Source organism: Fumia xinanensis (genome assembly GCF_014384905.1).
Classification (GTDB): Bacteria; Bacillota; Clostridia; order Oscillospirales; family Ruminococcaceae; genus Fumia; species Fumia xinanensis.
Map to the genome: position 1 here is coordinate 118,716 of NZ_JACRSV010000004.1, position 24,885 is coordinate 143,600.

General features: G+C 34.0%; 19 protein-coding genes and 1 pseudogene. 16 read left to right on the forward strand and 4 right to left on the reverse strand.

Features of this window, described 5'->3' with window-relative positions:
* Position 1: 1 nt before the first annotated feature.
* Positions 2-1,187 (reverse strand): annotated as a pseudogene (locus tag H8710_RS11690) (IS256 family transposase).
* Positions 1,188-1,324: 137 nt separating this feature from the next.
* Here H8710_RS11690 and H8710_RS11695 point away from each other — a divergent pair.
* From H8710_RS11695 to tkt, 16 genes are all read left to right on the forward strand, one after another.
* The gene (locus H8710_RS11695; RefSeq protein WP_249295958.1) at positions 1,325-2,221 is read left to right on the forward strand and encodes an ArsR/SmtB family transcription factor; all 897 of its coding nucleotides are present in this window, start codon (positions 1,325-1,327) and stop codon (positions 2,219-2,221) included.
* A gap of 487 nt (positions 2,222-2,708) precedes the next feature.
* Positions 2,709-3,758 carry an ATP-grasp domain-containing protein gene (locus tag H8710_RS11700; protein WP_249295960.1) on the forward strand — a complete coding sequence of 350 codons (1,050 nt, stop codon included), beginning with the start codon at positions 2,709-2,711 and terminating at the stop codon, positions 3,756-3,758.
* 14 nt (positions 3,759-3,772) lie between these two features.
* Positions 3,773-4,897: a pyridoxal phosphate-dependent aminotransferase gene (locus tag H8710_RS11705; protein WP_249295962.1), complete on the forward strand. Its 1,125-nt coding sequence runs from the start codon at positions 3,773-3,775 to the stop codon at positions 4,895-4,897.
* On the forward strand, positions 4,818-5,849 hold the full coding sequence (locus tag H8710_RS11710) for a phosphotransferase (protein WP_249295964.1): 1,032 nt from the start codon (positions 4,818-4,820) through the stop codon (positions 5,847-5,849). Before H8710_RS11705 ends, H8710_RS11710 begins: the two co-directional genes overlap by 80 nt.
* Complete coding sequence (locus tag H8710_RS11715) at positions 5,839-6,996, forward strand: hypothetical protein (protein WP_249295966.1); 1,158 nt, start codon at positions 5,839-5,841, stop codon at positions 6,994-6,996. Before H8710_RS11710 ends, H8710_RS11715 begins: the two co-directional genes overlap by 11 nt.
* A 22-nt stretch (positions 6,997-7,018) precedes the next feature.
* Complete coding sequence (locus tag H8710_RS11720; RefSeq protein ID WP_249295968.1) at positions 7,019-8,731, forward strand: non-ribosomal peptide synthetase; 1,713 nt, start codon at positions 7,019-7,021, stop codon at positions 8,729-8,731.
* Positions 8,732-8,736: 5 nt separating this feature from the next.
* The gene (locus H8710_RS11725; protein WP_249295970.1) at positions 8,737-9,144 is read left to right on the forward strand and encodes a hypothetical protein; all 408 of its coding nucleotides are present in this window, start codon (positions 8,737-8,739) and stop codon (positions 9,142-9,144) included.
* Between the two features lie 2 nt (positions 9,145-9,146).
* Complete coding sequence (locus H8710_RS11730; protein WP_249295972.1) at positions 9,147-10,910, forward strand: ABC transporter ATP-binding protein; 1,764 nt, start codon at positions 9,147-9,149, stop codon at positions 10,908-10,910.
* 27 nt (positions 10,911-10,937) lie between these two features.
* A complete protein-coding gene (locus tag H8710_RS11735) occupies positions 10,938-12,608 on the forward strand; it encodes an ABC transporter ATP-binding protein (RefSeq protein WP_249295974.1) in 1,671 nt (556 codons plus the stop codon).
* Between the two features lie 28 nt (positions 12,609-12,636).
* Positions 12,637-13,740, forward strand: a complete 1,104-nt coding sequence (locus H8710_RS11740; protein ID WP_249295976.1) for a nucleotidyltransferase family protein — start codon at positions 12,637-12,639, stop codon at positions 13,738-13,740.
* Positions 13,741-13,755: 15 nt separating this feature from the next.
* Positions 13,756-16,131 carry a non-ribosomal peptide synthetase gene (locus H8710_RS11745; protein ID WP_249295978.1) on the forward strand — a complete coding sequence of 792 codons (2,376 nt, stop codon included), beginning with the start codon at positions 13,756-13,758 and terminating at the stop codon, positions 16,129-16,131.
* Positions 16,109-17,047, forward strand: coding sequence for a hypothetical protein (locus H8710_RS11750; protein ID WP_249295980.1), 939 nt, complete (start codon positions 16,109-16,111; stop codon positions 17,045-17,047). Before H8710_RS11745 ends, H8710_RS11750 begins: the two co-directional genes overlap by 23 nt.
* Positions 17,040-18,056 carry a radical SAM protein gene (locus H8710_RS11755; protein WP_249295982.1) on the forward strand — a complete coding sequence of 339 codons (1,017 nt, stop codon included), beginning with the start codon at positions 17,040-17,042 and terminating at the stop codon, positions 18,054-18,056. Before H8710_RS11750 ends, H8710_RS11755 begins: the two co-directional genes overlap by 8 nt.
* On the forward strand, positions 18,049-19,044 hold the full coding sequence (locus H8710_RS11760; protein WP_249295984.1) for a biotin synthase BioB: 996 nt from the start codon (positions 18,049-18,051) through the stop codon (positions 19,042-19,044). The genes H8710_RS11755 and H8710_RS11760 overlap by 8 nt, the downstream gene beginning before the upstream one ends.
* Positions 19,045-19,061: 17 nt before the next feature.
* Positions 19,062-19,808 carry an SDR family oxidoreductase gene (locus H8710_RS11765; RefSeq protein ID WP_249295986.1) on the forward strand — a complete coding sequence of 249 codons (747 nt, stop codon included), beginning with the start codon at positions 19,062-19,064 and terminating at the stop codon, positions 19,806-19,808.
* 340 nt (positions 19,809-20,148) lie between these two features.
* Positions 20,149-22,173 carry a transketolase gene (tkt, locus tag H8710_RS11770; RefSeq protein ID WP_249296128.1) on the forward strand — a complete coding sequence of 675 codons (2,025 nt, stop codon included), beginning with the start codon at positions 20,149-20,151 and terminating at the stop codon, positions 22,171-22,173.
* A 728-nt stretch (positions 22,174-22,901) separates the two neighbouring features.
* On the opposite strand, the gene H8710_RS11775 is transcribed toward tkt, so the two are convergent.
* Genes H8710_RS11775 through H8710_RS11785 form a run of 3 tightly spaced genes read right to left on the reverse strand, consistent with a single transcriptional unit; the run spans position 22,902 to position 24,836 of the window.
* Entirely contained in the window at positions 22,902-23,930 is a 1,029-nt protein-coding gene (locus H8710_RS11775; protein WP_249295988.1) for a hypothetical protein, read from the reverse strand.
* Positions 23,908-24,060: a hypothetical protein gene (locus tag H8710_RS11780; RefSeq protein WP_249295990.1), complete on the reverse strand. Its 153-nt coding sequence runs from the start codon at positions 24,058-24,060 to the stop codon at positions 23,908-23,910. The genes H8710_RS11775 and H8710_RS11780 overlap by 23 nt, the downstream gene beginning before the upstream one ends.
* Positions 24,060-24,836 (reverse strand): M23 family metallopeptidase, encoded by a 777-nt coding sequence (locus H8710_RS11785; RefSeq protein WP_249295992.1) that lies wholly within the window; start codon positions 24,834-24,836, stop codon positions 24,060-24,062. The genes H8710_RS11780 and H8710_RS11785 overlap by 1 nt, the downstream gene beginning before the upstream one ends.
* Positions 24,837-24,885: the final 49 nt, after the last annotated feature.

Sequence of the window (24,885 nt, forward strand, 5' to 3'; positions counted from 1 at the left end):
GTCAGCCGGCAATGGAGGTGTCCTCAAGGGCATCCTCCAGGTGCTTCATATTCATGTACTTCTTGTTGCCCCACTGGGTGCCGGCCACATGGCGCAGCCGGGCACAGACCAGCATGAGGGCGGAGTTGCCGTCCGGGAAACTGCCCACCACACGTGTACGACGGCGAATCTCCCGGTTGAGCCGTTCAATGACGTTATTGGTACGGATGCGAGTCCAGTGTTCGCTGGGAAAATCGCAGTAAGTTAGCATTTCCTGCCGTCCTTCACCTTCTTGGCTGCTTCTTTCAGCTTCATGGAGCGCAATTCTTCTACCACCGCTCGGGCTTTCTCACAGGCCGCTTTCTTGCTCTCCTGAGCATGGATCGCTTTGAGCATCTTGGCTACCAGCTTCGCCTTGGAACGAGGCGTTACAGAGAAGATATTGCGGTAGAAGTGAACCGTAACCTCTAGTATTTGGCCTCGGGGAACACTTCTCCCACAGCTTCCAACATACTAAGGCACTTGTCGCCCACCACCAGTTTGACTCCATCCAGGCCACGACCACGCAGCCACTGGAAGAAATTGACCCAACTGGCCTTGTCCTCTTTCATTCCCTCGGCGGCACCAAGAACCTAACGGTATCCGTCCTCATTCACCGCAATCGCCACCAGAATGGCTACATTTTCAAACTCTCCGCCCCAGTTTCGGCGCAGGTAGATCCCATCCACATAGACATACGGATAGCGCCCACCTTGCAGAGGGCGGTTCCGCCAATCCTCAATGTGGACATACGCTTTCTTGTTTAGCTCACTGATGGTGGAAGGAGATACCTTGCTGCCCCACAGAGCCTCGGTAATGTCCTCCACACGTCGGACGGATACGCCTGCCAGATACATCTCGATGAGAGCTTCTTCTACACTGCTTTCCCGGCGGCGATATCGCTCAATGATAGCAGTCTCAAAGGTGATCCCTTTGAGCTTGGGTACCTTGAGGGTAACGTCTCCGGAAGTGGTGGTGAGGTTTCGGCTGTAGTGGCCGCTGCGATACCCCTGCCGCTGCTCATTGCGCTCGTACCGAGCCGCCTGGGTCAACTTCTCTGCCTCGGCTTCCAACAGTTCGTTGAGGGTTTCCTCTACGCTGCCTCGTACTAGCTCTTTGATTTGACCCTTGATTACTTCCTCGTTAAGCTGTAAAATCTTTTCAGACATGGTTTGCTGTCTCCTTTCAGAATGGTGTGTCGCGACTTCATTCTACCAGAGTTTTGCAAACCATGTCTCTTTTTATCTACTTTTCATTTTGCGAAACTTATTGTACCTTATCCAATTTTGATAAATCAACGGAAAACATGGAATTTTTCGATAGGCTAGAGTTTGAATTTTCGTCCATTCCGGATGAAATATTTCTGTTTTTTTATCTGAAAGAAGATGGAAAATGTTTCTTGCCTCAGTACTGTTTCTACAATAATGTTGAGAAATATCAATTAGACTTTAGCTTTGAAAAATTACAGTATGACCTCTTAGATACTGAAAAAGTTGTGCACAGTATGATTCAATTTTATTTCCCTCAATTAAAAGATGAAGAAATTGAAAAATATCAACACAACCTCAAGAGTTTAATCCAATTAGTTGATGAGTCCTATTACAGCGATTATGTGAAAGAAAAACTTTGTGTCTTTTTTGTCAATTATGAATGGATTCTCAAAAAATTGAATTTTGAGCTTATATCAAAGGAAGTTCAATTCAAGCAGTATTATGAAAGAAATTATATAAAAATTGCTGACTTTCAAAGCGATTTGAATTTTGCAGAACTGGCTGCTAAGATATCACAAGTGAAAGGCAAGGAGTTTTTTATTGATCAAGAAAAGGATATTTATATCTCACCTTGCATTATTTATAAAAATTGTATTATAAATTGTTTTTTAGATAATAGTATCTTTCTCATGCTTGGGATAGAATCTGAAGCGATGCTTGACTTTTTACAGAATCAGTCACAGTTACCGGAATTGGATGTTTTCGGAGTAGCAGTGTCTGAAAAGAATCGGACCGGGATTATTGATGCTTTATTAAAACGGAATGAAATGCCTATCCGAGATATTGAAAAGATGTTTGGAATATCAAATACTAATGCTTATTACCATTTGAATATGATGACCAAAGCTGGTATCATCAATATTCGTAATCAGGGACGAACAATCTTATATAGTCTGAATCGGAAGTATTTTGATAATCTCATTGAGGTTTAAAAAAAATACGGAACAAAATGAAACAGGAGGTGACATTATGAAGCTATGGCATAAGCCAATGTCCTTACTTTGACAGCAAAGGAGCTCAAGGTTCAGATTAAAGCTGCTGCTAGATCGTGGGGGTGTACAACTGCCCAATCTCGATAAATTTTAAGATAAATAGGCTGAAGTGTATTTTACACTTCGGCCTATTTTTATATCTATCTATTTAATATTATAGGTTGTAAATTAAAAAATAGATAAAATAAAATAAAAATATTGATATATTATATATAAAATGTCAAAACAAATGTTGACAAATGTAATTTTATAGATTAAAATCAAATTATAAATTCAATATATTTTAATAAAAACAATTATCAAAGCTTGTTCAAATTACTGAAGTACATTTTGGGTCTTTAGATAGACAAAATATTTATAAGAGCGGTCAAAATATACAAACTTTTGTATTATTTTAAATCAGTTACTAGAAAGGATTGACTCATAAATGAAGAAAATCTTAATAACAAATGCTGGTCGGAGTGCTGGAATAAATTTCTGCCGTTCTTTACGATTGGCTCCCGAAAAATATGAACTTATTGCTTTGGAGCAAAGCAAGTATAGCCTATTTAATGCTGAGGCAGATAAAAAGTTCTTATGTCCCGAGTCCTCCGATCCAGAATATTTACCATATATAAAGTACATTATTGATCAAGAAGGTGTTGATGTTGTTTATCCATCCAAAACTAATGCCGAATTATGGATGATATCTGCTCATAGAAGCGAATTATCAGCCAAAACTTATCTTCCGGATGAGAAATATATAACAATATTTGAGGATAAATTTCGCACTTATGAAATTCTACGAGATAATGGAATATGTGTTCCAAATACTTATCTGATTGATTCGGTAGAGACCTTAAAAGATGTTTTTAATAAATATAAAGAAGGAGTATGGCTACGAGCAATAAAAGGTTGTGGGGGAAAAGGCTCCATACTCGCCAAAGACTATAATTTTGCCTATTCTTGGATTAACTATCACAATGGTTGGGGAACATTCACTGCGGCAGAAATTTTATCCCCCAATACTACTAGTTGGAGTGGACTTTGGAAAAAGGGAGAATTGATTGTTTCTCAAATTCGGAAAAGATTATATTGGGAATTTAACTATTTATCTCCCTCGGGTGTTACTGGAATCACAGGAGCTCAAATTACTGCTCGGGATTCTGATTTAGATGATTTAGCAATAAGATCTATAAAAACAATTATGCCAGAACCACATGGGATTGTTTCAGTTGATTTTACTTATAGTTTCGACGGAATTCCAAATCCGACTGAAATTCAAGCAAGCAGATTCTTCACATCTACATATTTTATGGCAAAGGCCGGACTAAACTTTCCTTATTTGTGGACAAAACTGGCACTAGATGAAGAACTTCCGATGATTACCAATAAGTATAGTCCATTAGAACCAAATCTCTTGTGGATAAAATATGTAGATTGCCCTCCCGTATTAACGACTATTGAGGAAGCTAATAAATTTAAATTATATTGTTAAACGAGGAAAATAATATGAAAAATCAATCGTTTTTTGATAAATATCAAAAATATAATCATTTGGTTCCTTATAAGGCTCCTACGACGTCTACCAATTCTTTACGATTACATCTTAACGAAAATCTTTTTGGTCCTTCAAAAAAATGTCTTGAAATATTAAAAGATATTGGCAAGAATGATCTTAGCCAATATGATTTGAAAGAATATGATGAATTAGTTAGGGAGATCAGTGACAAATTTGAATTTCATGAAGATAATATTTTTATACATAATGGATCATGCGAAATAATTCGTACAATTTTTACAATGAATGCCACTGAACAAGATTGTATTATGTTACCTTCTCCAGGATGGGGTTATTATCAGAGTATTGCTAAATGCATTGGAGCAAACATTCGGTATTATAATATAGAGGAAGAAAAAGAAACATATGTATTCAATATTAGGGAAATCATTGATATGGCGAAGAAGTTCAATCCCAAAATATTGGTGGTGACAACGCCGAACATGCCAACGGGAAATATTATTTCTTATTCTTGTTTAGAAACGCTTATAAATGCATGTAAAGACACCTTAATATTAGTGGATGAAGCATACTGGGGATTTTCTGAAGAATTGCTACCAATAAACTATTTTGTGGAGAATTACTCCAATGTGGTATTTGTTAGAACATTTTCAAAACTGTATGGTTTAGCAAACGAACGAATTGGTTATTGTGTTTGTAATAGGGAGTTAAACAAAATATTTTCATTGTCTTTGCCACTTTTCAGAGTATCATCTATATCTAGAAAAATGGCAAAAGCTGCGTTAGAAGATTCCGAATATTATGACGAAATACGCAACGAAATTATAAAAGCACGTGAGTATTTTATAAGGACAATAAATAAGAATCCTTACTTAATAGCTTTTCAGTCTCAATCCAATTTTGTATATATAAAAGTAAAAAATATAGATGGTGAAAAATTGAAGGATTATCTCAATTCACAAGGATATTTAGTTCGTTCATATAATGGGCTTCAAAATTATCTCCGCATTACCATTTATAATTTTGAGGTAATGAATGATGTTATACGATCAATTTTTGACTACATTGACAACACAAAAAAATATTCAACATGCTTTCAGCTCAATAGTATATAAATGGAATGGTAGCCATTTAGAATCATACCAATTTTTAGCTGAAGGGCGTATAAATATCGTTTTTCGATTAATTGTGATTTATAATCATAATTTAGAGAATTTTATTTTGAAAATTTATATGTCTGATGATTCGGAATTTTGGCAAGGAGAGGGTAAGGAGTTCTATTTAGAAAAACTACTAAAACTCAATAGCTTTAGTAATTATCCCAAATCATATATTTATAATAATAAAATGGATGATATCCCGTACTCTTATGAAATAATGGAGGAAATAAGAGGAGGTATATTAACCAATATGAACTTTAATATTGATTTTCAGAAACTGGGATTTGTTCTTGCACAACTACATAAAATAAAAGTTAAGAGTTATGGAAAAGATCTGCTATCATCTCAACATGAGTCTGCTGATACCTATTATGCCAATTATTTTTTAAATGCTATAAACTGTTTTGAAAAATATAATGGTGAATTAGCAACAACGTTTTTAAAACTATGGGATACATCATATGAACCAGATTTATACAAAAAGATTACTCCCGTTTTAATCCATCATGATGTCCATGCCCATAACATTTTTATAGATAAATTTGGTTATCCCATACTGATTGATTGGGATTCGGCTCGTGGTGGGATTAAGGAATATGATTTCATCAAGTTAAAATACCTGAATACCAATTTTTATACAAAAGACCAAAAGGAAAATATATTAAAGGGCTATCTTAGTATAGCAAATCTAAATTTTGATAAAAATTTTATTTTATATGAATTGTGTTGGCTAGCACGGATGTATATTTTTGAAATGAAGCATCCATATTATGGACAATATTTTCCTAACAAGGAGTTCTATTATGAAAATTTTATAAACTTATCTACTCAAGTAGAGGATAAAAGTAATTTTTATAAAAATTACCCTGATAAATTTTTCGAGGGAGTTATAGCAAATGAATATTAAGCATAGTGTACTTCAGTGGATCGAAAATGGACATGTTGAGGTCGATGAGATGTGCGTATTGAACATCAATTTTACCTATCTCTACAATAATAAAAAATTATATGACACATTCCTTTCATATATCGAAACCCATTTGAACAAATCCTCAAGAGATTTTTGTTCCAAGCAATTTGTGTTTGGAACAATTTGTGATGATACACTTTACGCAACAATCTATGAAACCCTAAAGACAAGCAACTTGGAATTTAACACAATAGTATTATCCTATTGTACTAAAGAAAGGGGTATGATACGAGCATACGAATATGATCTGCATGATTATAAAGTCTATATAACACAAAAAACGCCCTCGATTTTTATAGCAATGGAAGAGGATAAACAGTACTACTATATTATCCCTAGTAATTATTTGGAGCGTTTATCCTTTAAAAAGGATGGATATAAATATTTTGAGCATATTATTAACAAGTTGTGCAATTTGTCTGGATCGATTTTAATTCATGGGGCCGCTGTTGATTCTGATGGAGCAATTTTAATTGTGGGGCCAAAGAGAAGTGGCAAAACAACAGTCTTTTTTGATTTCCTACATTACCTTAATTTGGCACCATTATCTGTAGATAAAGTACATCTATATTTACACAGGGATTCGATCCAAGTATTCGGTTTTCCAACACGTTTGCGGGTACTTGCTGGTACGTTAAGTAAATATGGTAGAGAGTTTGAAGACTTGATTCCAGAAAAATACAGAAATGTTGACGCCTCTGTTTTATGGAGAGGGGACAGCGATGGAAAGGTAGACCTAAGCATCACAGACTTTCAAAGATTCAGTAATAAAAATTTTGTGCTAAATAGTAAACTAAAAATGATCATTCTACCTTCTATACTTAAAAATCAAAATGCTTCAATTAGAGAAGCGAGTTATGAGGAATTCTTAGAAGTTTTAAATAATCAAATATTTACTCCAGAAAACCCAGAAGAGGATTGGTGGTCAAATATTGGAAAAGCCCCAGAAATACAAAACATTATGTTAACCAATAAAGAAGAAATGCTGGCTTTTATTTGGAATAAAATTCCTGTAATAATATTGGAGGGAGCAGACAATCTCCAGCCTTTATTGGATCAATTAAAAGAACAGTACGGGATTTAAAATACTGAAGAAGGTGTTATTTATGTTTTCCTATAAAATCGACGAAAATGCTTGTATTGAATGTGAAAATCAGAAACTTAACTATAAGGAAATACATCATTTCGTAGCAGATTTGCAAGCTGTTCTTCCTAAAAGCAGACAGCCTATTGCTTTATATCTTAATCGAAATGAATATCTTGTAATGTCGATGATTGCTTTAGTTTATTTAAATATTCCATATGTGATTTTATCAAAAAATGATCCCTCAGATCGTATAAAATACATTCTGGAAGATTGTAATGTTCAACTAATTATTACACAGGGAAAGAATAATAAACTACCCAATATACCAATTATTGATATAGATTTATTGCAACACAATACATTGAATGATATTAAAATGGAGCCGCATCGTGACGATGATACTATATATATATTATATACTTCTGGTTCCACTGGTGATCCTAAAGGTGTAGAAATTTCTTACTCTAATATAAACGCATTTATCGAAGGATTTTGTGAGCGTATACCCCTTACATCAAAATCCAGAATTTTATGCCATACTTCTTCAACATTTGATATATTTTTCGTCGAAACATTGTTGGCTCTTCAAAAAGGACTAGCAGTTATTATTGCAGATGATAGTACATATAAGAACGCCAAAAAGTTGCAAAAAATTATAGTTGACAAAGAAATAGATGTATTGCAAATTACTCCATCTAAGTTACATTTCTTGCTTGAATATAGTCCGCAAAACACGGTACTTGCGAATCTAAAAATATTAATGATAGGGGGTGAAGTATTTCCTCAAAACTTATTGAAATTTTTGAAAGATAAAACTCATGCTAGTATCTACAATTTATATGGCCCAACCGAAACTACGATTTGGGCTACAATAGGAGATTTAACCAATCAGTCTACCGTTAACCTTGGCACACCTATTTTAAATGCGCAGATTTTCGTACTAAATAAACAGGAAATCCCAGTTGTGAATGAGGTGGGCGAGATTTTTATAACTGGTCAGATTGTTGGAAAAGGCTATCTCCACAATCCCTCCTTAACAAATGAGAAATTTAGAGTTATAGACTTGCCATCAATCGGTCTTGTCCGTGGCTTCAAGACTGGTGATTATGGACGTATCAATTTAGATGGCAATCTTGAATATCTCTACCGAATTGATAATCAGATTAAATTAAATGGACAGCGGTTGGAATTAGAAGATATTGAATCCAATATGATTAGTATGGAGAATATATCGAAATGCGCTGTAGTTTATATTCAACAAGATTCTGGAGATTCTATTGTAGGATTTTTTGTCGGACAGGCAACCCCTTCTGCCATACGTTCTTTTTTACAATCAAAGATTCCAGATTTCATGATACCTTCTCAATTGATACAGGTAGACGAACTTCCATATACAGACAATTTTAAAATTGATAGAAAACGTTTAATTGAAAATTATCAGCATCAGCTGTTCAGTAATCAAGTCAGAACCTTTGCAAATAGCAAAATTGATACAGACAAACGTATTATCGATATTATTTCTTTAATAGGCGGATTAGTTATTAGTGATGATGATATTCAAAATAAAGATTTAGTATCTTTGGGAATTAATTCAATCCAATTTATTAAGATAATTGTAGAAATTGAAGATATTTTTGATATTAGATTTGATGATGAATATCTGGAATATAGGAAATTTGAAAATTTGAGGGCTTTTATTAATTATGTTAATAGAAAATGTGAAAAGGAATGATTTTAATGAAAACAAAATCATTAGTAAACTTTTTCATGAAATATTTTGTAAGATCTCCAATTTTATTTTTTATATTAGTATCAATTAGTTTCTGCTTATTCCTTTTTTTTTCGTTTAAAATAGAATATCCGGTTTACATTACAAAAAGTGCAACTTTATCGGCAGATAAAAAGGAAATTATTGTAGAGGATATTAATAATACTCAATTGATAAGAGTATATGCTTATACCAATAAAAATGAAATTGTCTATAGAATTCATAATTTTCAAATTAAAAACAATATGTTGTCTTTTAAAACGAATAATCTTTTAAAAGCAGATGAGAAATCAATTGATAATTCTAAAATATATGTTGATATTGAAACAGAAACCACCAATTTATTTAATCAATTATTTATTAAAGGTGGTAAATAAAAATGAATATTAAAAAAGGTGAGCAACTTAGTTTTTTCGGAGCTATTCAATTTCTTTTTCCATATTTAAAGGGGCATGTAATTCAATTTGTAGCTTTTTATATCGGATGGTTTATGGATGCAGTTGCAGGGGTTATACAACCTTTACTTTTAGGATTAATGGTAAATCAAATGATTTATTATTATAACATAGATTTATTTTTGCAATTGTCAGGTATTGCGGCACTGACATATCTTTTTAGCTGTTTAATATATTATTTTGTCTATCAGATATACGCTTATATTAGTATTCATTTTACATTGAAGCTCAAAAGATGTATTTTTAATAAAATAATTTATTCGGAAGCTCAAAACTTATCTGATTCAAATACGGGTGAAATAATTGCTACAATTCAAACTTATACTATGGAATGTATGAATTTTATTGTAAGAAATATTATACATAATATTAATGGGATACTAAAAATTTTATTTTGTTCGTGTTATCTATATATCATAGATTGGCGTATCGGGGTCTTAATCACCTGTACGGTTCCTATATCTGTATTGGTTGTACTTCGGCTTGGAGAGAAAATTAGAAATTTTAGTAATCAAAGCACAAAGCATTATGGGATTTACACTAGTTGGCTTTTTGAAGTTATTTCTGGAGTAAAAGATATTCGATTGCTTAATGCCCAAAAAATTGTGAATAAACAATTTGTAATAAAAATTCGCAAACTATTCCAATTAAATATCAAAAATGGTGTTTTGCAACAGAATGCGCAAAATATGATCACATTTTTTAGCTTATCGATACAGCTTATGCTTTTCGTTTTTTTGGCTATATTTTCATGGAAACTGGGATTAACTGTTGGGATAATATTAGTGATATTATCCTATTTTGATATATTATCCAATGAGATTAAGGCCTTTACAATTAAAATTATGGATTCGCATTCGCGCCTCTCTGCAATTGATAAGATTCGTGTTATGATGCAAAACCCATCAGAAAAAGACAGAGATGGAAAAAGAGAATTAGTAGTTAGTCAGGGTGAGATCAAATTTCATGATGTACAATTCAGCTATAAGGATTCAAATAAGAATATAATTGATCATCTATATTTAAAAGTTAGTCCCGGTGAGCGGCTTGCGCTTGTGGGAACTAGTGGTTGTGGAAAATCAACTCTTGCATATTTACTAACTGGTTTTTATGTACCCGATGGTGGATACATTGAAATTGATGGACAGCGATTGTCGGAATGCTCTCTTAAATCAATAAGGCACAATATAGGAATTGTTCAACAAAATGTTTTGATATTTGATATGACAATAAAAGAAAATTTATTATTAGGTAATATGAGAGCTGATTTTCAAGATATGTGTTCAGCATGTACAAATGCAGGTATATTAGAATTTATTCAATCATTGCCAAACGGTTTTGATACCGTTGTTGGAACTAATGGAATTGGATTATCTCGCGGACAGCAACAAAGAATAGCAATTGCACGCATTTATTTACAAAACCCCAAAATTATTATTTTTGATGAAGCAACTTCTGCATTGGATGAGAAAACCGAGAATTTGATTCATAAGGCTTGGGAAAAAGTGTTATATAATAGAACGGCTATTATTATTGCTCATCGACAAAGTTCAGTAATGTTGAGTGAAAGCGTAGCGATAATGGAAAAAGGGGTAATTATGGAGAAAGGATCTCCAACAGTCCTCATGCAAAATAGCAAACTTTTTCATACTCTTTTTTCGATCAAACAAAATCCTGAAAAGTATTAATACCATCTCATTTGAAAGGAAAAATGTATGAAGGGATTTCAAAAAATAAGGTATCGGTTATATATTTTATCAGAAATCCGGCCCTATGCGTATGGCGTTCGGAAATTATTTTTTATTAGTTTTCTTTTGAGTATTATTTCTTTATCATTGACATTAATTCAACCCATTTTTTACAAAATATTCATTGAAGATGTTCTTTTACAGCAACGATTTTTATCACTGCTTTGGGTAGTTAGTGGATATATATTCATCTTTTTTATTAGTGTCTTAATTGGTTATTGTAAAACCTATTTAAATAATAAAATAAATAATCGAATTATTTTCAGAGTAAAAAGAATGTTTTTGCGCAAATTATTTCTCATGGAGTTCTCAGAATATGAGTCAATGAGTATTGGGGATATAAAAATGAGAATAGATGATGATCCTGGATGTATTGCTTCATTCATTGAATATCAAACCATTAGTTTTGTGCTTAATGTTATAGCTAGTATTATATCGCTCATATTAATCTTTTGTATTAATTGGTCACTGGCTCTTTTTGCATTAGCGGTAATACCAATAACGTTTGTTGTTGATCATTGTATTAGTAAAAAAGAGTGGAAAATTGGCGAAATAAATCGTGAAAATGATCAAAAACAGTCATCTTGGCTACATAAATCACTACAAGGTTGGCAGGAGATAAAGGTGTTCAATTTACAGAAGTATGAAGAACACCAGCTGATTAAATATAATCATATATTTGCAAAAAATTATGGTAAATGGCACCTGTGTGCTACTACACGTTTATTAGTCATTCCAAAGATTAAAAATGAATTCATAATGAAATTCTGTCTATATTTTTTGGGTGGCTTATTAATAATCAATGGGCACTTAACTATTACATCTTTATTGATATTTGAGAAGTATTATAATCAGTTAATGGAGTCCATTAAATTGGTGTCACAACAAGATGCAGATTTACAGAGTAATCGGGCATCTAGTGATAGATTATTGGATGGCCTGAGAAAATGTAGAAATAAATCAAAACAAGTAACGGCAGAAAAAATAGATAAAATCACTTCTGTTGAATTTAAAAATGTTAGTTACCGTTATCCGAATAGATTAAATGATGTCATCCATGATTTAAACTTGACAATAAAACAGGGAGAAAGAGTTGGAATTATGGGTCAAAGCGGAGCGGGCAAGTCAACAATATTGAAGTTAATATCAGGATTATTGGTACCAACTGCAGGATCTGTTTTTTTGAGTAACAAAAATATCAAGGTGTTAAATATTTCGGATATTCATAAAAAGATAGGTTTCGTTATGCAGGATAATATTTTATTTAATACTTCTATTAAAGAAAATATTAAATATGCGAAGGTCGACGCTGATGATGCTGAAATTGCCCATGTCTGTAAAATGGCTAATATTCATGACTATATCCAAAGCTTACCCGATAAATATGATACTATTATAGGTGAAAGAGGAATCAAACTTTCGGGCGGGCAGAAGCAACGCATTGTCTTGGCAAGAACCTTTTTGCGTGATGTGGATATGTATTTGTTTGATGAAGCGACCAGTGCGCTTGATCAATACAATGAAAATTTAATCCAAGACGCAATTAGATATATTAGTGAAGATAAAACTGTTATCATTGTAGCTCATCGTAAATCTTCAATTGAGTTGTGTGACCGAATTATTGATATAAATCTTTGATTTTTTAAAATTGTGAAAAGGGGATAATATGGAAAAGTCTTATGAGATTGAAAAGAAATTGCTAGTTCTGTTAAGTCGGGTTACTTTTTCTAGTTCAGATGTTGAAGAAATCAACACACTCCTGAAAGAAAATATTAGTTGGTGTGAACTATTTAAATATGCTATGCATAATAAAGTAGTCAGTTTGATATGGACTAATTTGAATTATTTTAATGCCAAACATATTCCCAAGTATATTAAAAATTTAATGAACTGTATATACACAGGAACAAAGATACAAAATGGTCTATATATTGAACAAAAAGAGCGGATAGTTGAAGCTTTAAAAGATGAGCACATAACGCTTATTCCGGTTAAGGGCGCTATGCTGATTGATATGATTTATAAGGACAGGGGAACTCGGGCATTAGGGGATTTGGATTTTTTGATTAAAAAGGCTGAAGAGAAAAAAATAGAACAAGTAATCAAAAAAATAGGATTTATGAAGGCTACTTACGATATCCAAAATCGTAAATTAATACCTGTCGACCGAAAAGAGGATATAGCTTGGAAACTCGGTGCAACAAATGTGTATCCTTATTTGAAACTATCCTCATCAGAATATATACCATTTTTTAAAATTGATTTTAGACATTCATTTGATGATTCTCACAATTCTGAACCTATAAGCGAAATCATAGATTATTATGAGAATCATGGTATGGTTAATGCTAATCATATAGTTGTATATATGTCTCTACATCTTTATCATGAATCCACACACTCTATGTCAGTATTGTACAATAAGGATATAAATATCATCAAATTTTGCGATATCCGTGAATATATACTTTATAATCAACATCTGGGGCTCCTTCATAATGAAGAGATCGTTGCCTACGCCTTTAAGCACAATTTGCTGTCTCCTTTATATTATACACTTTTTTATCTTAAACTAATTTATAACGACGGATATGAAGATAATATATTAGAAAAAATACATATGGAAAATACAGCGTTTCTCAATGAGTATTATGATGATAAAGAAAAAAATATAAAGATGTGGAATAAGACCTTTATGGAACGTCTTTATGCTTCTGACAATTATGATGAATTAAATGAAATAAGTTTTGAGATGAATAAAACGTTTTAGGTCGAAGGTGCTTATATGATTTTTAGTTCAAGATTTTTTTCAAAAATAGAAGAAGGCCCTCTTGTTAAAGATAATTTGTTTTTTTCAATCGAAAAGAAAATGATAGACCAGGTAATGAAAGCCTGTAATTTCAGTTATAGTGGAGACACACATTCAACTGAAATTTGCTTAAGGGCGCTTCTTGTTATCTTAATTAATTTATCAGATGATAGCTATAAGAGCCTAAATTATGTGGATTCTTTATATCCAGATAAAATTCAAGTATGTAATTATACGATAAATGATGATGATACTTTACGACAATGTATTTATAAATTGGTATCTGAAAAAAGCAGTCAAATTTATTCAATTGATAAATTGTTTAATGGAGAAAAAGGAGGAGAATTTTCCTTTATATGTGGAACCCATTGTAAGGAGACCTTCTTACCCCTAGCATATAGCAATTATAATGACATTTTGCTTAATTTTGAGATATTGAATAATAAAGTTGAACTTCAGGTAATATATAGCATTAATAAAATTCTCACAGCGGAATTAACGGCATTTATTCTTAATTACTTAGAACTATTAAAAATTTTTTTATCAAATCCTGATATTGTGCTCAAAACAGTATCATTTAATTGTACAAACTATTACGAAAAACTGCAATTGGTAACGGGACAGGAAAATATTATTGACGAATTTCATAAAACAGTTCTTCTTTATAGTGATAAAATCGCTCTTGCTGATAGTAATGAAAAATATACATATGCTGAGTTAGACAAAATTTCGTCTTGTATAGCAACACGTATTTTATCGCAATATTCATTATCAACTAAAAGGATAGGCCTGTATATGGCTCGCACATCAGATTTTATTATATGCATGCTGGCTGTTTTAAAAACAGGTTGTGCTTATGTGCCAATTGATGAACATCTACCAGTGGATAGGGTTTGTTACATTGTCAATGATAGTGATGTCGATTTAATCATTACCAATATATCGAATATTCCTATCGATGTTTCTATACCTATATGCGAATTCCAAAAAATCAAAACAAATATCGATGAAGAAAGCATATTAACTCATCAAAAAGTAGCCCCTGGGGATTTGGCATATCTTATTTATACATCGGGAACTACAGGAAGACCTAAGGGGGTTATGATATCTCATTGCTCAGTTGTCAATTTAAAATATCATTTTGTTTGGGATTTAAAGGTTGATTGCTCTGATGTCGTAGGCCAATTTGCTTCAATAGCTTTCGACGCATCGATATCTGAGATTTTTATGGCACTTTTTACAGGCGCCACTCTTTATATAATAGATGATTTGCAAATTTATAATATAGAATTGTTCTATAAATGCCTAAATGACAATCAGATTACTGTTCTTACTTTACCTCCGGCGTATATATGCAATCTTGATTTTGATAGAATACATACAATAAAAGTCTTATTATCTGCGGGTTCGGCTTGCCCACCTTATTTAGTAGACAAAGTGAGTAAGAATATAGACTTTATCAATGCTTACGGCCCTACCGAATGCACTGTATGCGCTACTACATGGCATCGGAAAAACCGGTCACTGTATAATAATATACCCCTGGGAAAAGCCATACCAAATGTGAATGTATATATAATTGGAAAGAACAACCAATTATTACCTCCAATGATGATTGGTGAGATTTGTATTGGCGGAATTTCCGTAGGTGAAGGATATTATAAAATGCCCGCTCAAACAGAAAAAAATTTTATTCATACTCTATTTAGTGTGGAAGAAAAGATTTATAGGACCGGTGATATTGGTAAGATGTTACCTGATAGAAATATTGAGTTTATTGGTCGACGTGACAATCAAGTAAAACTAAATGGATTTCGAATTGAACTAAATGAAATAATAAACGAACTATTAAATATAAATGGTATTGTGGATGCTTATGCGACAATAATACATAAAGGTGATCGGGATTATATATGTGCCTATTATATTAGTATGTTGCAGGATTTACAACCCGATAGGATTAAGCAAATGCTCAAGTTAATGTTACCAAGCTATGAAATACCTCATTTTATATTATCACTTGACAAGATGCCGCTGAATAATAGCGGAAAGATTAGCAGAGATTTATTACCCTTACCTGAATCTTTTGAGATATGTTCTCCGGAAAGTACTGACCAATATCCTGAAGAGTATGCTTTGATTTTGCAAAGTATACCGGTACAACATATCGATAAGTCAAAGAGCTTTTTTGATTTGGGGGGAGATTCTATCACAGCTATTAGTCTGATAACAAAAATATATAATGTGTACGGTATACAGTTATCTATTCAGGACTTCTACAATGATTTGCAATCACTATGCAATCTTTTCTGCGACAGAAGGGAGAAAAATGATAATGCAGGGAATACATGATATCACAAACAATTGTGTTGAAGATATTATTATGACCTTCGCCTTACATAACGACTTACCTTATATTTATATGTATGCAGATAATTGGAAATTTTTCTGTGAATATAATGGTAATGGGATTTTGGGTGACTATATTGGTGCCGCTGAATACCATAGCTTGTTTCCCCATCAGGAGATTTGTAAGCAATTATTGGGTATTAACCTAGAGTTAATAAATGAAAGTATCGAATTAATAGAACAAAGACTGTTGGCTAATCAGTTTCTATGTATCTATTTAGATGTATTTCATTGCAATTGGAGTGCGGCATATCATCAAACGCATATACAACATTGTTTTATAGTTAAAAGAATGGAAGCTAAAAAGTTATTTATATGCGACGATCCGTATCTCTCAGTTAATCCAGCCAAGATATCTATTGCGGATATGCTATGCTACAATGGTAGACTATTTACTGTTACCAAAGATTCAAAAGACACTACAATGGTTAATATTTATAAAATTTTACATTATATATTAAGAGATTCTTATGCGGTTGCACCTTCGATCAGAAAGTTTGCTAATTTTTTTAGAGAGTATGATTTGCAAAAGGAAATGATTGAAAACACTAACATAGCCTACTGTCCATTGTTACGTGCGTTGGTATATATTATGCATTCACGTATAAATCTTGGTAAACTCTTTCTTTATTTGGGTAATAAAAATAGTCTGATACCTTATCTTCAATTATCAAAAAATTTTTGTCAAATAGGTGAAATGTGGCGAAATGTGAAAAATCAAACAGCCAAAACTTTGATAAGTAAACAACACTCTTCAAAAACTATTCTTGATATGATTTTGTCTATATCAAACGAAGAAGAGAAATTATCTGAATTGATACATAAAAAGTTGAAGACAGGAGAATTGTTTTGTGGATAAGCAATATTTTATTCAAGCGGAAACCATCTTAAATTCTTTGGGAGATATTCTTTCTCAAAAAGAAAATGTTATAGTAGAAAAGTTACTGTGTACTGGAGCGGATAGCGAAGAGTTACATCGACAGGCAAGAATAAGAAGAAGGCAACTAGTTGGAGATAGGGTATTTGTCAGAGGTAGTCTAGAATACAGTAATGTTTGCACTAACAATTGTAGCTTTTGTGGAATGGCAAAATCGAATCAAAACTTACAACGTTATAGATTGTCATTTGATGAAATGACAAAATCAATTAATTTATTAAAGGATATGAGAGTTTCTCAGCTACATTTAGTTGGTGGAGAAGATAAGGATATAAATATAGATACTATTGGTAAAATAGTGTCTTATGCAACTGACAGAAATATTGCGGTGACATTAGTTTTAGGAGAATTAAAACCAGATGATTATATTTATTTATATAAGGCTGGTGCCCGAAGGTATATTTTAAAGTTTGAAACTTCAAATGCCGAAACATATTCGAATTTAAAGGGAAGAAAGAACTTGATTGAACGCTTGGCTCATTTATTTTATCTGCGGGAAATCGGGTATAAAATTGGGACAGGTATTATCGCGGGTTTACCTACCACTTCTCTACGAGATTTAGCTAGGGATCTGTTACTATTGCAAAGACTTGCTCCTGATATGGCAAGTGTAAGTGTATTCAGTCCTAATGGAGAATCTGCTCTAAAAGACGAGCCACCAGGTAGTAAAGATATGGCTTTGAATTTTCTGTCTCTTATGCGCTTATCTTTAGAATATACCCCTATCATAACCTGTTCCTCATCTTTTGGCCCCAATGGCCAGATTGAGGCTTTACAAGCAGGTGCCAATTTGATGTCAGTACATATAACTCCTTATCCATTTTCAGATAAATTCAGTATGTATACGTCAGTTAACAGAACTCTTACCCAATATAATTATATTCAATTGTGTAGTGAAAAGGTGGGATTAAAAGTTGCAGAGTATGTGTAAAGAAAATATAAAAAATGCGTTACTGGCAAAAGGACAGGAGCGTGAAAAACTTTTTTTTAAAGCGTCAAATATCCGTCAAAAGCATTGTGGGAATAAGGTTTATGTTCGTGGCGTGTTAGAAATTTCCAATTACTGTAAATGCAATTGTGGTTTTTGTGGTAATGCATTCTCATCAAAAAGATTAAATCGTTATAGACTTACACTTGATAATATTTTAAATCAGATTGATTTTGCACATGATTTAGGAATTGATGTTATACACTTAGCTTCTGGATCAGATCCATTATTTGACTTTGAAATTATTTGCAGAGCTGTTCAGTATATCATTAGTAAAGATATGGTCCCGGAATTAGCTTTGGGACAATTAACCAACGATCAGTATGATGTACTCTTTAATCATGGTGCTAGACGGTTTATATTAAAGTTCGAAACCTCAGATTTTAAGTTGTTTTCTAGAGTAAAATCTTGCCAAATGGGGTTGAATAGCTTAATAGATACGATACAAAATCTGATAGATCGAGGTGGACAGGTCGGTACAGGAAATATAATTGGGCTACCTGGACAAACTATTGATACTATAGTGGATGATCTTTTTTTGATGTCACGTTTACAAGTTAGTATGGCTAGTACTTCTGTTTTTATTCCAAATGCAGAGTCAGCTTTTGCTAAAGAAGCAAAAGGTGACCCTGATCTGGCACTAAATTATCTTGCGTTACTGAGAATAATTAAATCGGATAAGAATATATCTATCCCCTCCAATTCAACATTGGGGACTATTGGAAAAAAATGCGCTTTGCAAATTGCATCTAATGAATTATCGTTAAATATAACACCTTTTCAATATCGTGGCAGTTATTCAATTTATTCAGGAAAAAACAGATATCTAAATAATTATGAAGAATTAAACGAGATTATCAGTAAATCTGGTTGTCAATTGTCAACTTTTAAATCGACTGTTGGAACTGTTGGATCAGAAATAAGAATATAGATAAAGAATGTGTTTACATGAAAAAGATTATTATTTTAACGGGATCAACCGGTGGTATTGGACAGAGTATATTAAGAACACTTCTCAAGCAAGAGAATCTATTTATTGTCTTATTGGGACGAAATATTAATGCTATGAAGAACTTATGTTACCAGAATAAAGAAAAAGTAGCCGCATATTATTTGGATCTAGAGGACATTCATCATATCGAAAAGACATATTTAAAAATCAAGAAAGAATTTGATACCCCTGAAGTTATCATTAATTGTGCAGGCATTGCAGAATTTGGTCCTGTAACAGCTGTTAATTCAATTATGCTCGAAAGAATAATTCGTATCAACTTAATTGGTACAATTATTTTAACAAAAATGGTTATTCAGGATATGATTGAAAAATGTCGGGGGCAAATTATCAATATTGAATCAATCTCTGCAATTAAAGGTATTGAATACTGTACTGCCTATGCTGCATCTAAATTTGGCCTTTCTGGATTTTCACAAGTATTATGGAATGAACTAAAAAAATATGAGATAAAAGTTTGTTCTATTCGTCCGGGACTAGTTAATACGAATTTATTTGGTCCTGAATATAATGATTATGATTTGAGTTTGGCACTCGATCCAGATGATGTGGCTTATACGGTTGAAATGGTTTTAAATCAGTCGGAAAGATCAAACATATCAGATATTACTATCCGGCCTATCAAAAAGGAAAGTCAGAATTTATTTGCCGATTTACTTCATGCAAAATACGATAAGCTTTAAGCTGACCCTTTAAATTTGGAAAATATAGAAAAACTGGAAATTTATTTTGTTGGACTTATATTCATACCATTTAATAGATATTATCAAACTTTATATTTAGAGCAATATATTGATAAATTGGTATATGCTGTTAGATAAATAATTTATATATTAAGAATGATAATTTTTACTAGTCTCAGGAATACTCCAGCTAGATTTTAGACAATGAAAGTACCTTGCAAATAGGCTTAAAACTTATAAATGAATTATAAGCAAACAATTAATTCAAGTTATTGACAGTATTTCATATTTAAATTATTATAAAGATGCGATGATTTTTATAAAGGAGCCTTAAATGATAATGAAAAATATTGATAAAAAATGTATAAATGCTATCCGTATTTTGACTATTGATGCTGTGCAGAAGGCTAACTCTGGCCATACAGGCCTTCCGCTAGGTGCAGCCCCAATGGCATATGAACTATGGGCCAATCACATGAATCATAATCCGGAAAACCCTCGTTGGATCAATCGTGATCGTTTTGTTTTGTCTGGTGGTCACGGCTCTATGTTGTTATATTCACTTTTACATTTATTTAATTACGGACTTTCTATTGATGATATAAAAAATTTTCGTTCTATGGATTCGAAGACTCCTGGACATCCTGAATATGGCCATACTGTCGGAGTGGAAACCACCACTGGGCCGTTGGGCGCTGGTTTGGCAACTGCCGTTGGTATGGCAGCTGCTGAGGCCCATTTAGCTGCTAAATTTAACAGAGTAGATTATCAGATTTTTGATCATTATACATATGTTATAGCTGGAGATGGCTGTTTTATGGAAGGAATATCTTCTGAAGCGGCTTCGTTGGCAGGTACATGGAAATTGGGCAAGCTAATTATTTTATATGACTCAAATCATATTACAATAGAAGGAGATACTTCTATTGCATTTAGAGAGGATGTCGCTAGCAAATATAAAGCTATGGGCTTTCAAATTCTAAGAGTATCAGATGCCAATAATCTTGAAGAGATTAGCGAGGCAATTGAGAAAGCCAAGCTGGATAAGGAGCATCCTTCATTAATTATTGTAAATAGTATTATTGGATATGGTTGTCCTGCTAAACAGGGTACTTCTAGTATACATGGTGACCCTATCGGATTGGATAATATCAAGGAGACACGAAGAGCTTTAGAATGGGATGATGAGGAACCATTTTTTGTACCGCCTTCTGTATACGCTCATTATAAAAAGCTTGCAATTAAGGGGGCCAAAAAAGAAGATTTATGGAACAAACTCATGGAGAAGTATGCTTATGCCTATCCGGAAGAAACAAAATTACTTAAGCAATTTTATTCCGATGCTGATTCTCAAATTTTACTTGGTAATCCCGACTTTTGGGCAACACCTTCTAATGCAGAAGCCACCCGTACATCTTCTGGAAAAATTATAAACATAATTAAAGATGTATTACCTAATTTTGTGGGCGGTGCTGCAGACGTTGGCCCCTCTACTAAGACGTATATGACAGATAAAGGTGATTTTAGTGCGGAGGACTATAGCGGTAGAAATTTCCATTTCGGTATTAGAGAATTAAGTATGGCCGCTATTGGAAATGGAATACTGTTACATGGAGGTTTATATTGCTACGTTTCCTGCTTTTTAGTCTTTTGCGATTATATGAAGCCGATAATGCGGCTTTCGGCTCTCATGCATTTACCATTGACATATGTACTAACTCACGATAGCATTTGTGTGGGAGAGGACGGAGCGACACATGAGCCAATTGAGCAGTTAGCGATGCTGAGAGCACTTCCTAATATGATTGTCTTTAGACCTGCAGATGCTATGGAGACAGCGGCGGGTTGGTATTATGCACTTACAAATCGAGATGCTCCAGTATCGTTGATTCTGTCTAGGCAGGACTTACCTCAGTTGAATTCAACTAGCAAGGAGGCATTAAAAGGGGGCTATATTCTGATAGATTCGCAGGCAACAAATCCGGAAATTATTTTAATTGCAACTGGTTCTGAAGTAGCCTTGGCGTTGAAAGCGTGTGAAGAATTGCGAGAAAAGAATATTGATGTACGATTAGTGAGTATGCCTTCCATGGAGATATTTGAAAAACAGGATCAAGTATACAAGGATAAAATCTTACCAAAGGCTGTTAGAAGTCGAGTAGCTATAGAGGCTTCTGCTACAGACTCATGGTATAAATATGTCGGGTTAGATGGTGCAATAATTGGACTATCCGATTTTGGCAAATCTGCTCCTGGCAGTCAATTATATGAGTATTATGGTTTTTCTGTTAATAATATTGTGGATATATCCCAAAAGGTTATAAAGAAAAATCAGAGTGCCAATAAAAAGAAGGAACAGGTATAAAATTAAGCAGTTCTTATTACTGATTATAAGAAATACCACACTGGAGGGTTATCACAAATAAATCTAGCTGTCCTGTGAAAAATATTCGGCGAAAATACCAATATCTTATATGCCATCATAATCTGCCTGTTTGTCATTTTCAAATTGTTCTAAATTTTGGGCTCTACTATCATCGCTTTTGGAGATTTCTCTTTCCGCAAATTTGCTGGAGTATTCTTCATATTCTGGCCTATTCAGGTAGCAAATTAAGTCCTCTGTGATGCCTTCCCTTCGATGCTATGATATAACTCCGCGCAAAAGCTTTTGAGTCATCGTTCTGTCTCTTCGTCTGTTCAGGCGTTGTCTTAATTTGGGGGAGATTCTCTATCACTGGGTGTCCCATCTTTTGATGAGATCACGTATATTGTATCCACTACTACATGACGTTGAATTGTTCTTTGTGAGTGCGATTGTGGTCATTATTACCACCTGGATAGCCTTCTATACGTTGCTCTCCCAGAAGATGGTATAGAATTTCATAACTTTGCCCTTTCCCGTGTTATCGTGGCGGTCAGATTAAACAAAAATTCAAAAATGTTTTTCAGAGTACTTTCGATAGTCGTACTCTTGATTTTGTTACAGGCGGTTCAGTAGGTAAATTGGAACGTAGTATCGATCGCCATGTCTATGGCTTTTTCTTTTTTAAAGATATCTGTGAGTCTCTAAACTCGATTAAAACGTACTTTATTTTATCCACTCTTAATGCTTCCCTTTACAATCCTCATATAAATCCCACCATTAGCATTAGCAGAAAATAGACTATGAGAACTCTCCGCAAACTGCAAATCTTTTCCGAACACCGAAACACAGTAATCCTTCATTTCATCGGGAACACATACCCCTATTTTTTCTACCGGAAGATTTCCGCACAGAGACACCGCCTTACTGAATGTAGATAGTTCATATGGGAGCGCCGAGCCGCACAGTATCCGCTTGTCGGCGTCTCGGAAGATAGGTGACAAGGCATCCAATACACCACAATCATATATGATGAAGTTGTAGTTTTGGTCAAGCTCATCCGTCAGATAGTAATCTATTTCATCAATCGTGTAGTGTTCCTTCTCCTTTACCGCTTCGTAGACGTTTAGAATAAAGTGCAGATGCCGATTGGTGTTCATTTCTACCAACGCTACCTCTGCGCCGCGGGCAGAAAGCCAGCACGCCATATTGAAGGCGGTCATAGTCGTTCCACACCGATGCTGCGAACCGGCAACCGCAATTTTTACGTTGTCCGCGTTCCATTCATATCTATGGATTTCTTCTTCCAATACTTTCTCAGAAGAGGACGGAACCGTTATTTCTTCCTCCACAGAGCCATACTGACGGATATATCTCTGCATCCCTTGTTCGGACAAGCATTCCACAAGTTCATCTGTTACAGCATCAGGAGTATCTGCGATAATAATATTTGTGATCCCGCAGGTTAATAGGCAAGATAAGTAGTTTTCTTCTTCCTCACAACCGGAAAGAATTACAATAATACGGGTACTAAACATCATCTGAAAGGATTGAAGCGCCACACAAAATTCCTCTGGAGTTTCCTCGCAGCATGAAGCATCCACTACAAAGAATTTGGCGGCAGTATAATTTCGCATGTCTTTTGCGACAATACTTTTCAGGTTGAATTTACCTATTAGCTTTTTGACATTCAATTCCATTTTGTTCGCCGCAGCGTCCACCAGAGAAGATTTTCCGCTACTCGTCAAGTACAGCAACACTGGTATTCCCCCCCATATCCATCATTTTATTGGCTGTATCTTTCTTGCCCGATGTAATTAAAAGAATGCATCCTATAATGATAATCGCAATGTAAACAAATAGTTCGATCAGTTTCTTTTTGTCATTCACTAGCTGTCACCTTTCCTGTTTTCAGATTTTAATTGTCCTGAATCGGAACTTGAAAAGATAAATCCATCGGGACTGATTGCAGGCCCGGACATGTTTTCTCGAATTTCAAAATGCAGATGAGGGCCGGTACTGTCTCCAGGATTTGTATCCCGGTCGGGATCGCCGCCCACTAATCCAATGACAGCCCCCTGCATGACCGATTGACCTTCAAACAGATACAGTTCGTGCATATGAGCATAAATAGCGTAAAAGGTTTCAGTTTCTGTTGTACCATCATCTTTTGTATATGTCCCGGTGTGCTGAATCATCAGATAATTTCCATAACTGCTTTTGTTGGTATTAGCCTTCACTACGACGCCATCTGCAACAGCATATATTGGGGAACACCAAGCGGCTGCAAAGTCGGTGCCGGTATGAAAGGAGGGTTTTCCCGTAATCGGGTCAGTACGTGAACCAAACGGGCTAGATATTCTGGCATCCTTGACTGGCAGGGGATACTTCCCATCTGTAATCAAATCAGAGCCGAATATCAAAACCTTATCGTCATTTTCTTTTTTGTACTGTTCAATCAATGCGGCTTCCTCCGGCGATTCAAATGCAAAACTTAGCATTTCAAATGGCTGGGTTAAAATATATATTGGGGTAAGTAATACAACAACTCCACAAGATATAGCGATCAGGATGATGTATAGTAGTTTGTTCCGGGTATCTTTATCCGTAATGATTTTAGTAGCCGCCTGTACCAATACTTTGGCAGTAGCAGGGTCTATTGCCATAAAAATATCACCTCCTGGGGAATGGAAACGTTTGAGATATGAACCCTCA

Excerpts from the sequence above, each read along its gene's own strand:
- H8710_RS11695 (WP_249295958.1), top strand. The coding sequence starts at position 1,325 with ATGGAATTTTTCGATAGGCTAGAGTTTGAATTTTCGTCCATTCCGGAT.
- H8710_RS11765 (WP_249295986.1), top strand. The coding sequence starts at position 19,062 with ATGAAAAAGATTATTATTTTAACGGGATCAACCGGTGGTATTGGACAG.
- H8710_RS11760 (WP_249295984.1), top strand. The coding sequence starts at position 18,049 with ATGTGTAAAGAAAATATAAAAAATGCGTTACTGGCAAAAGGACAGGAG.
- H8710_RS11750 (WP_249295980.1), top strand. The coding sequence starts at position 16,109 with ATGATAATGCAGGGAATACATGATATCACAAACAATTGTGTTGAAGAT.
- H8710_RS11725 (WP_249295970.1), top strand. The coding sequence starts at position 8,737 with ATGAAAACAAAATCATTAGTAAACTTTTTCATGAAATATTTTGTAAGA.
- H8710_RS11730 (WP_249295972.1), top strand. The coding sequence starts at position 9,147 with ATGAATATTAAAAAAGGTGAGCAACTTAGTTTTTTCGGAGCTATTCAA.
- H8710_RS11735 (WP_249295974.1), top strand. The coding sequence starts at position 10,938 with ATGAAGGGATTTCAAAAAATAAGGTATCGGTTATATATTTTATCAGAA.
- H8710_RS11700 (WP_249295960.1), top strand. The coding sequence starts at position 2,709 with ATGAAGAAAATCTTAATAACAAATGCTGGTCGGAGTGCTGGAATAAAT.
- H8710_RS11710 (WP_249295964.1), top strand. The coding sequence starts at position 4,818 with ATGATGTTATACGATCAATTTTTGACTACATTGACAACACAAAAAAAT.
- H8710_RS11720 (WP_249295968.1), top strand. The coding sequence starts at position 7,019 with ATGTTTTCCTATAAAATCGACGAAAATGCTTGTATTGAATGTGAAAAT.
- H8710_RS11740 (WP_249295976.1), top strand. The coding sequence starts at position 12,637 with ATGGAAAAGTCTTATGAGATTGAAAAGAAATTGCTAGTTCTGTTAAGT.
- H8710_RS11705 (WP_249295962.1), top strand. The coding sequence starts at position 3,773 with ATGAAAAATCAATCGTTTTTTGATAAATATCAAAAATATAATCATTTG.
- H8710_RS11715 (WP_249295966.1), top strand. The coding sequence starts at position 5,839 with ATGAATATTAAGCATAGTGTACTTCAGTGGATCGAAAATGGACATGTT.
- H8710_RS11745 (WP_249295978.1), top strand. The coding sequence starts at position 13,756 with ATGATTTTTAGTTCAAGATTTTTTTCAAAAATAGAAGAAGGCCCTCTT.
- tkt (WP_249296128.1), top strand. The coding sequence starts at position 20,149 with ATGAAAAATATTGATAAAAAATGTATAAATGCTATCCGTATTTTGACT.
- H8710_RS11785 (WP_249295992.1), bottom strand. The coding sequence starts at position 24,836 with ATGGCAATAGACCCTGCTACTGCCAAAGTATTGGTACAGGCGGCTACT.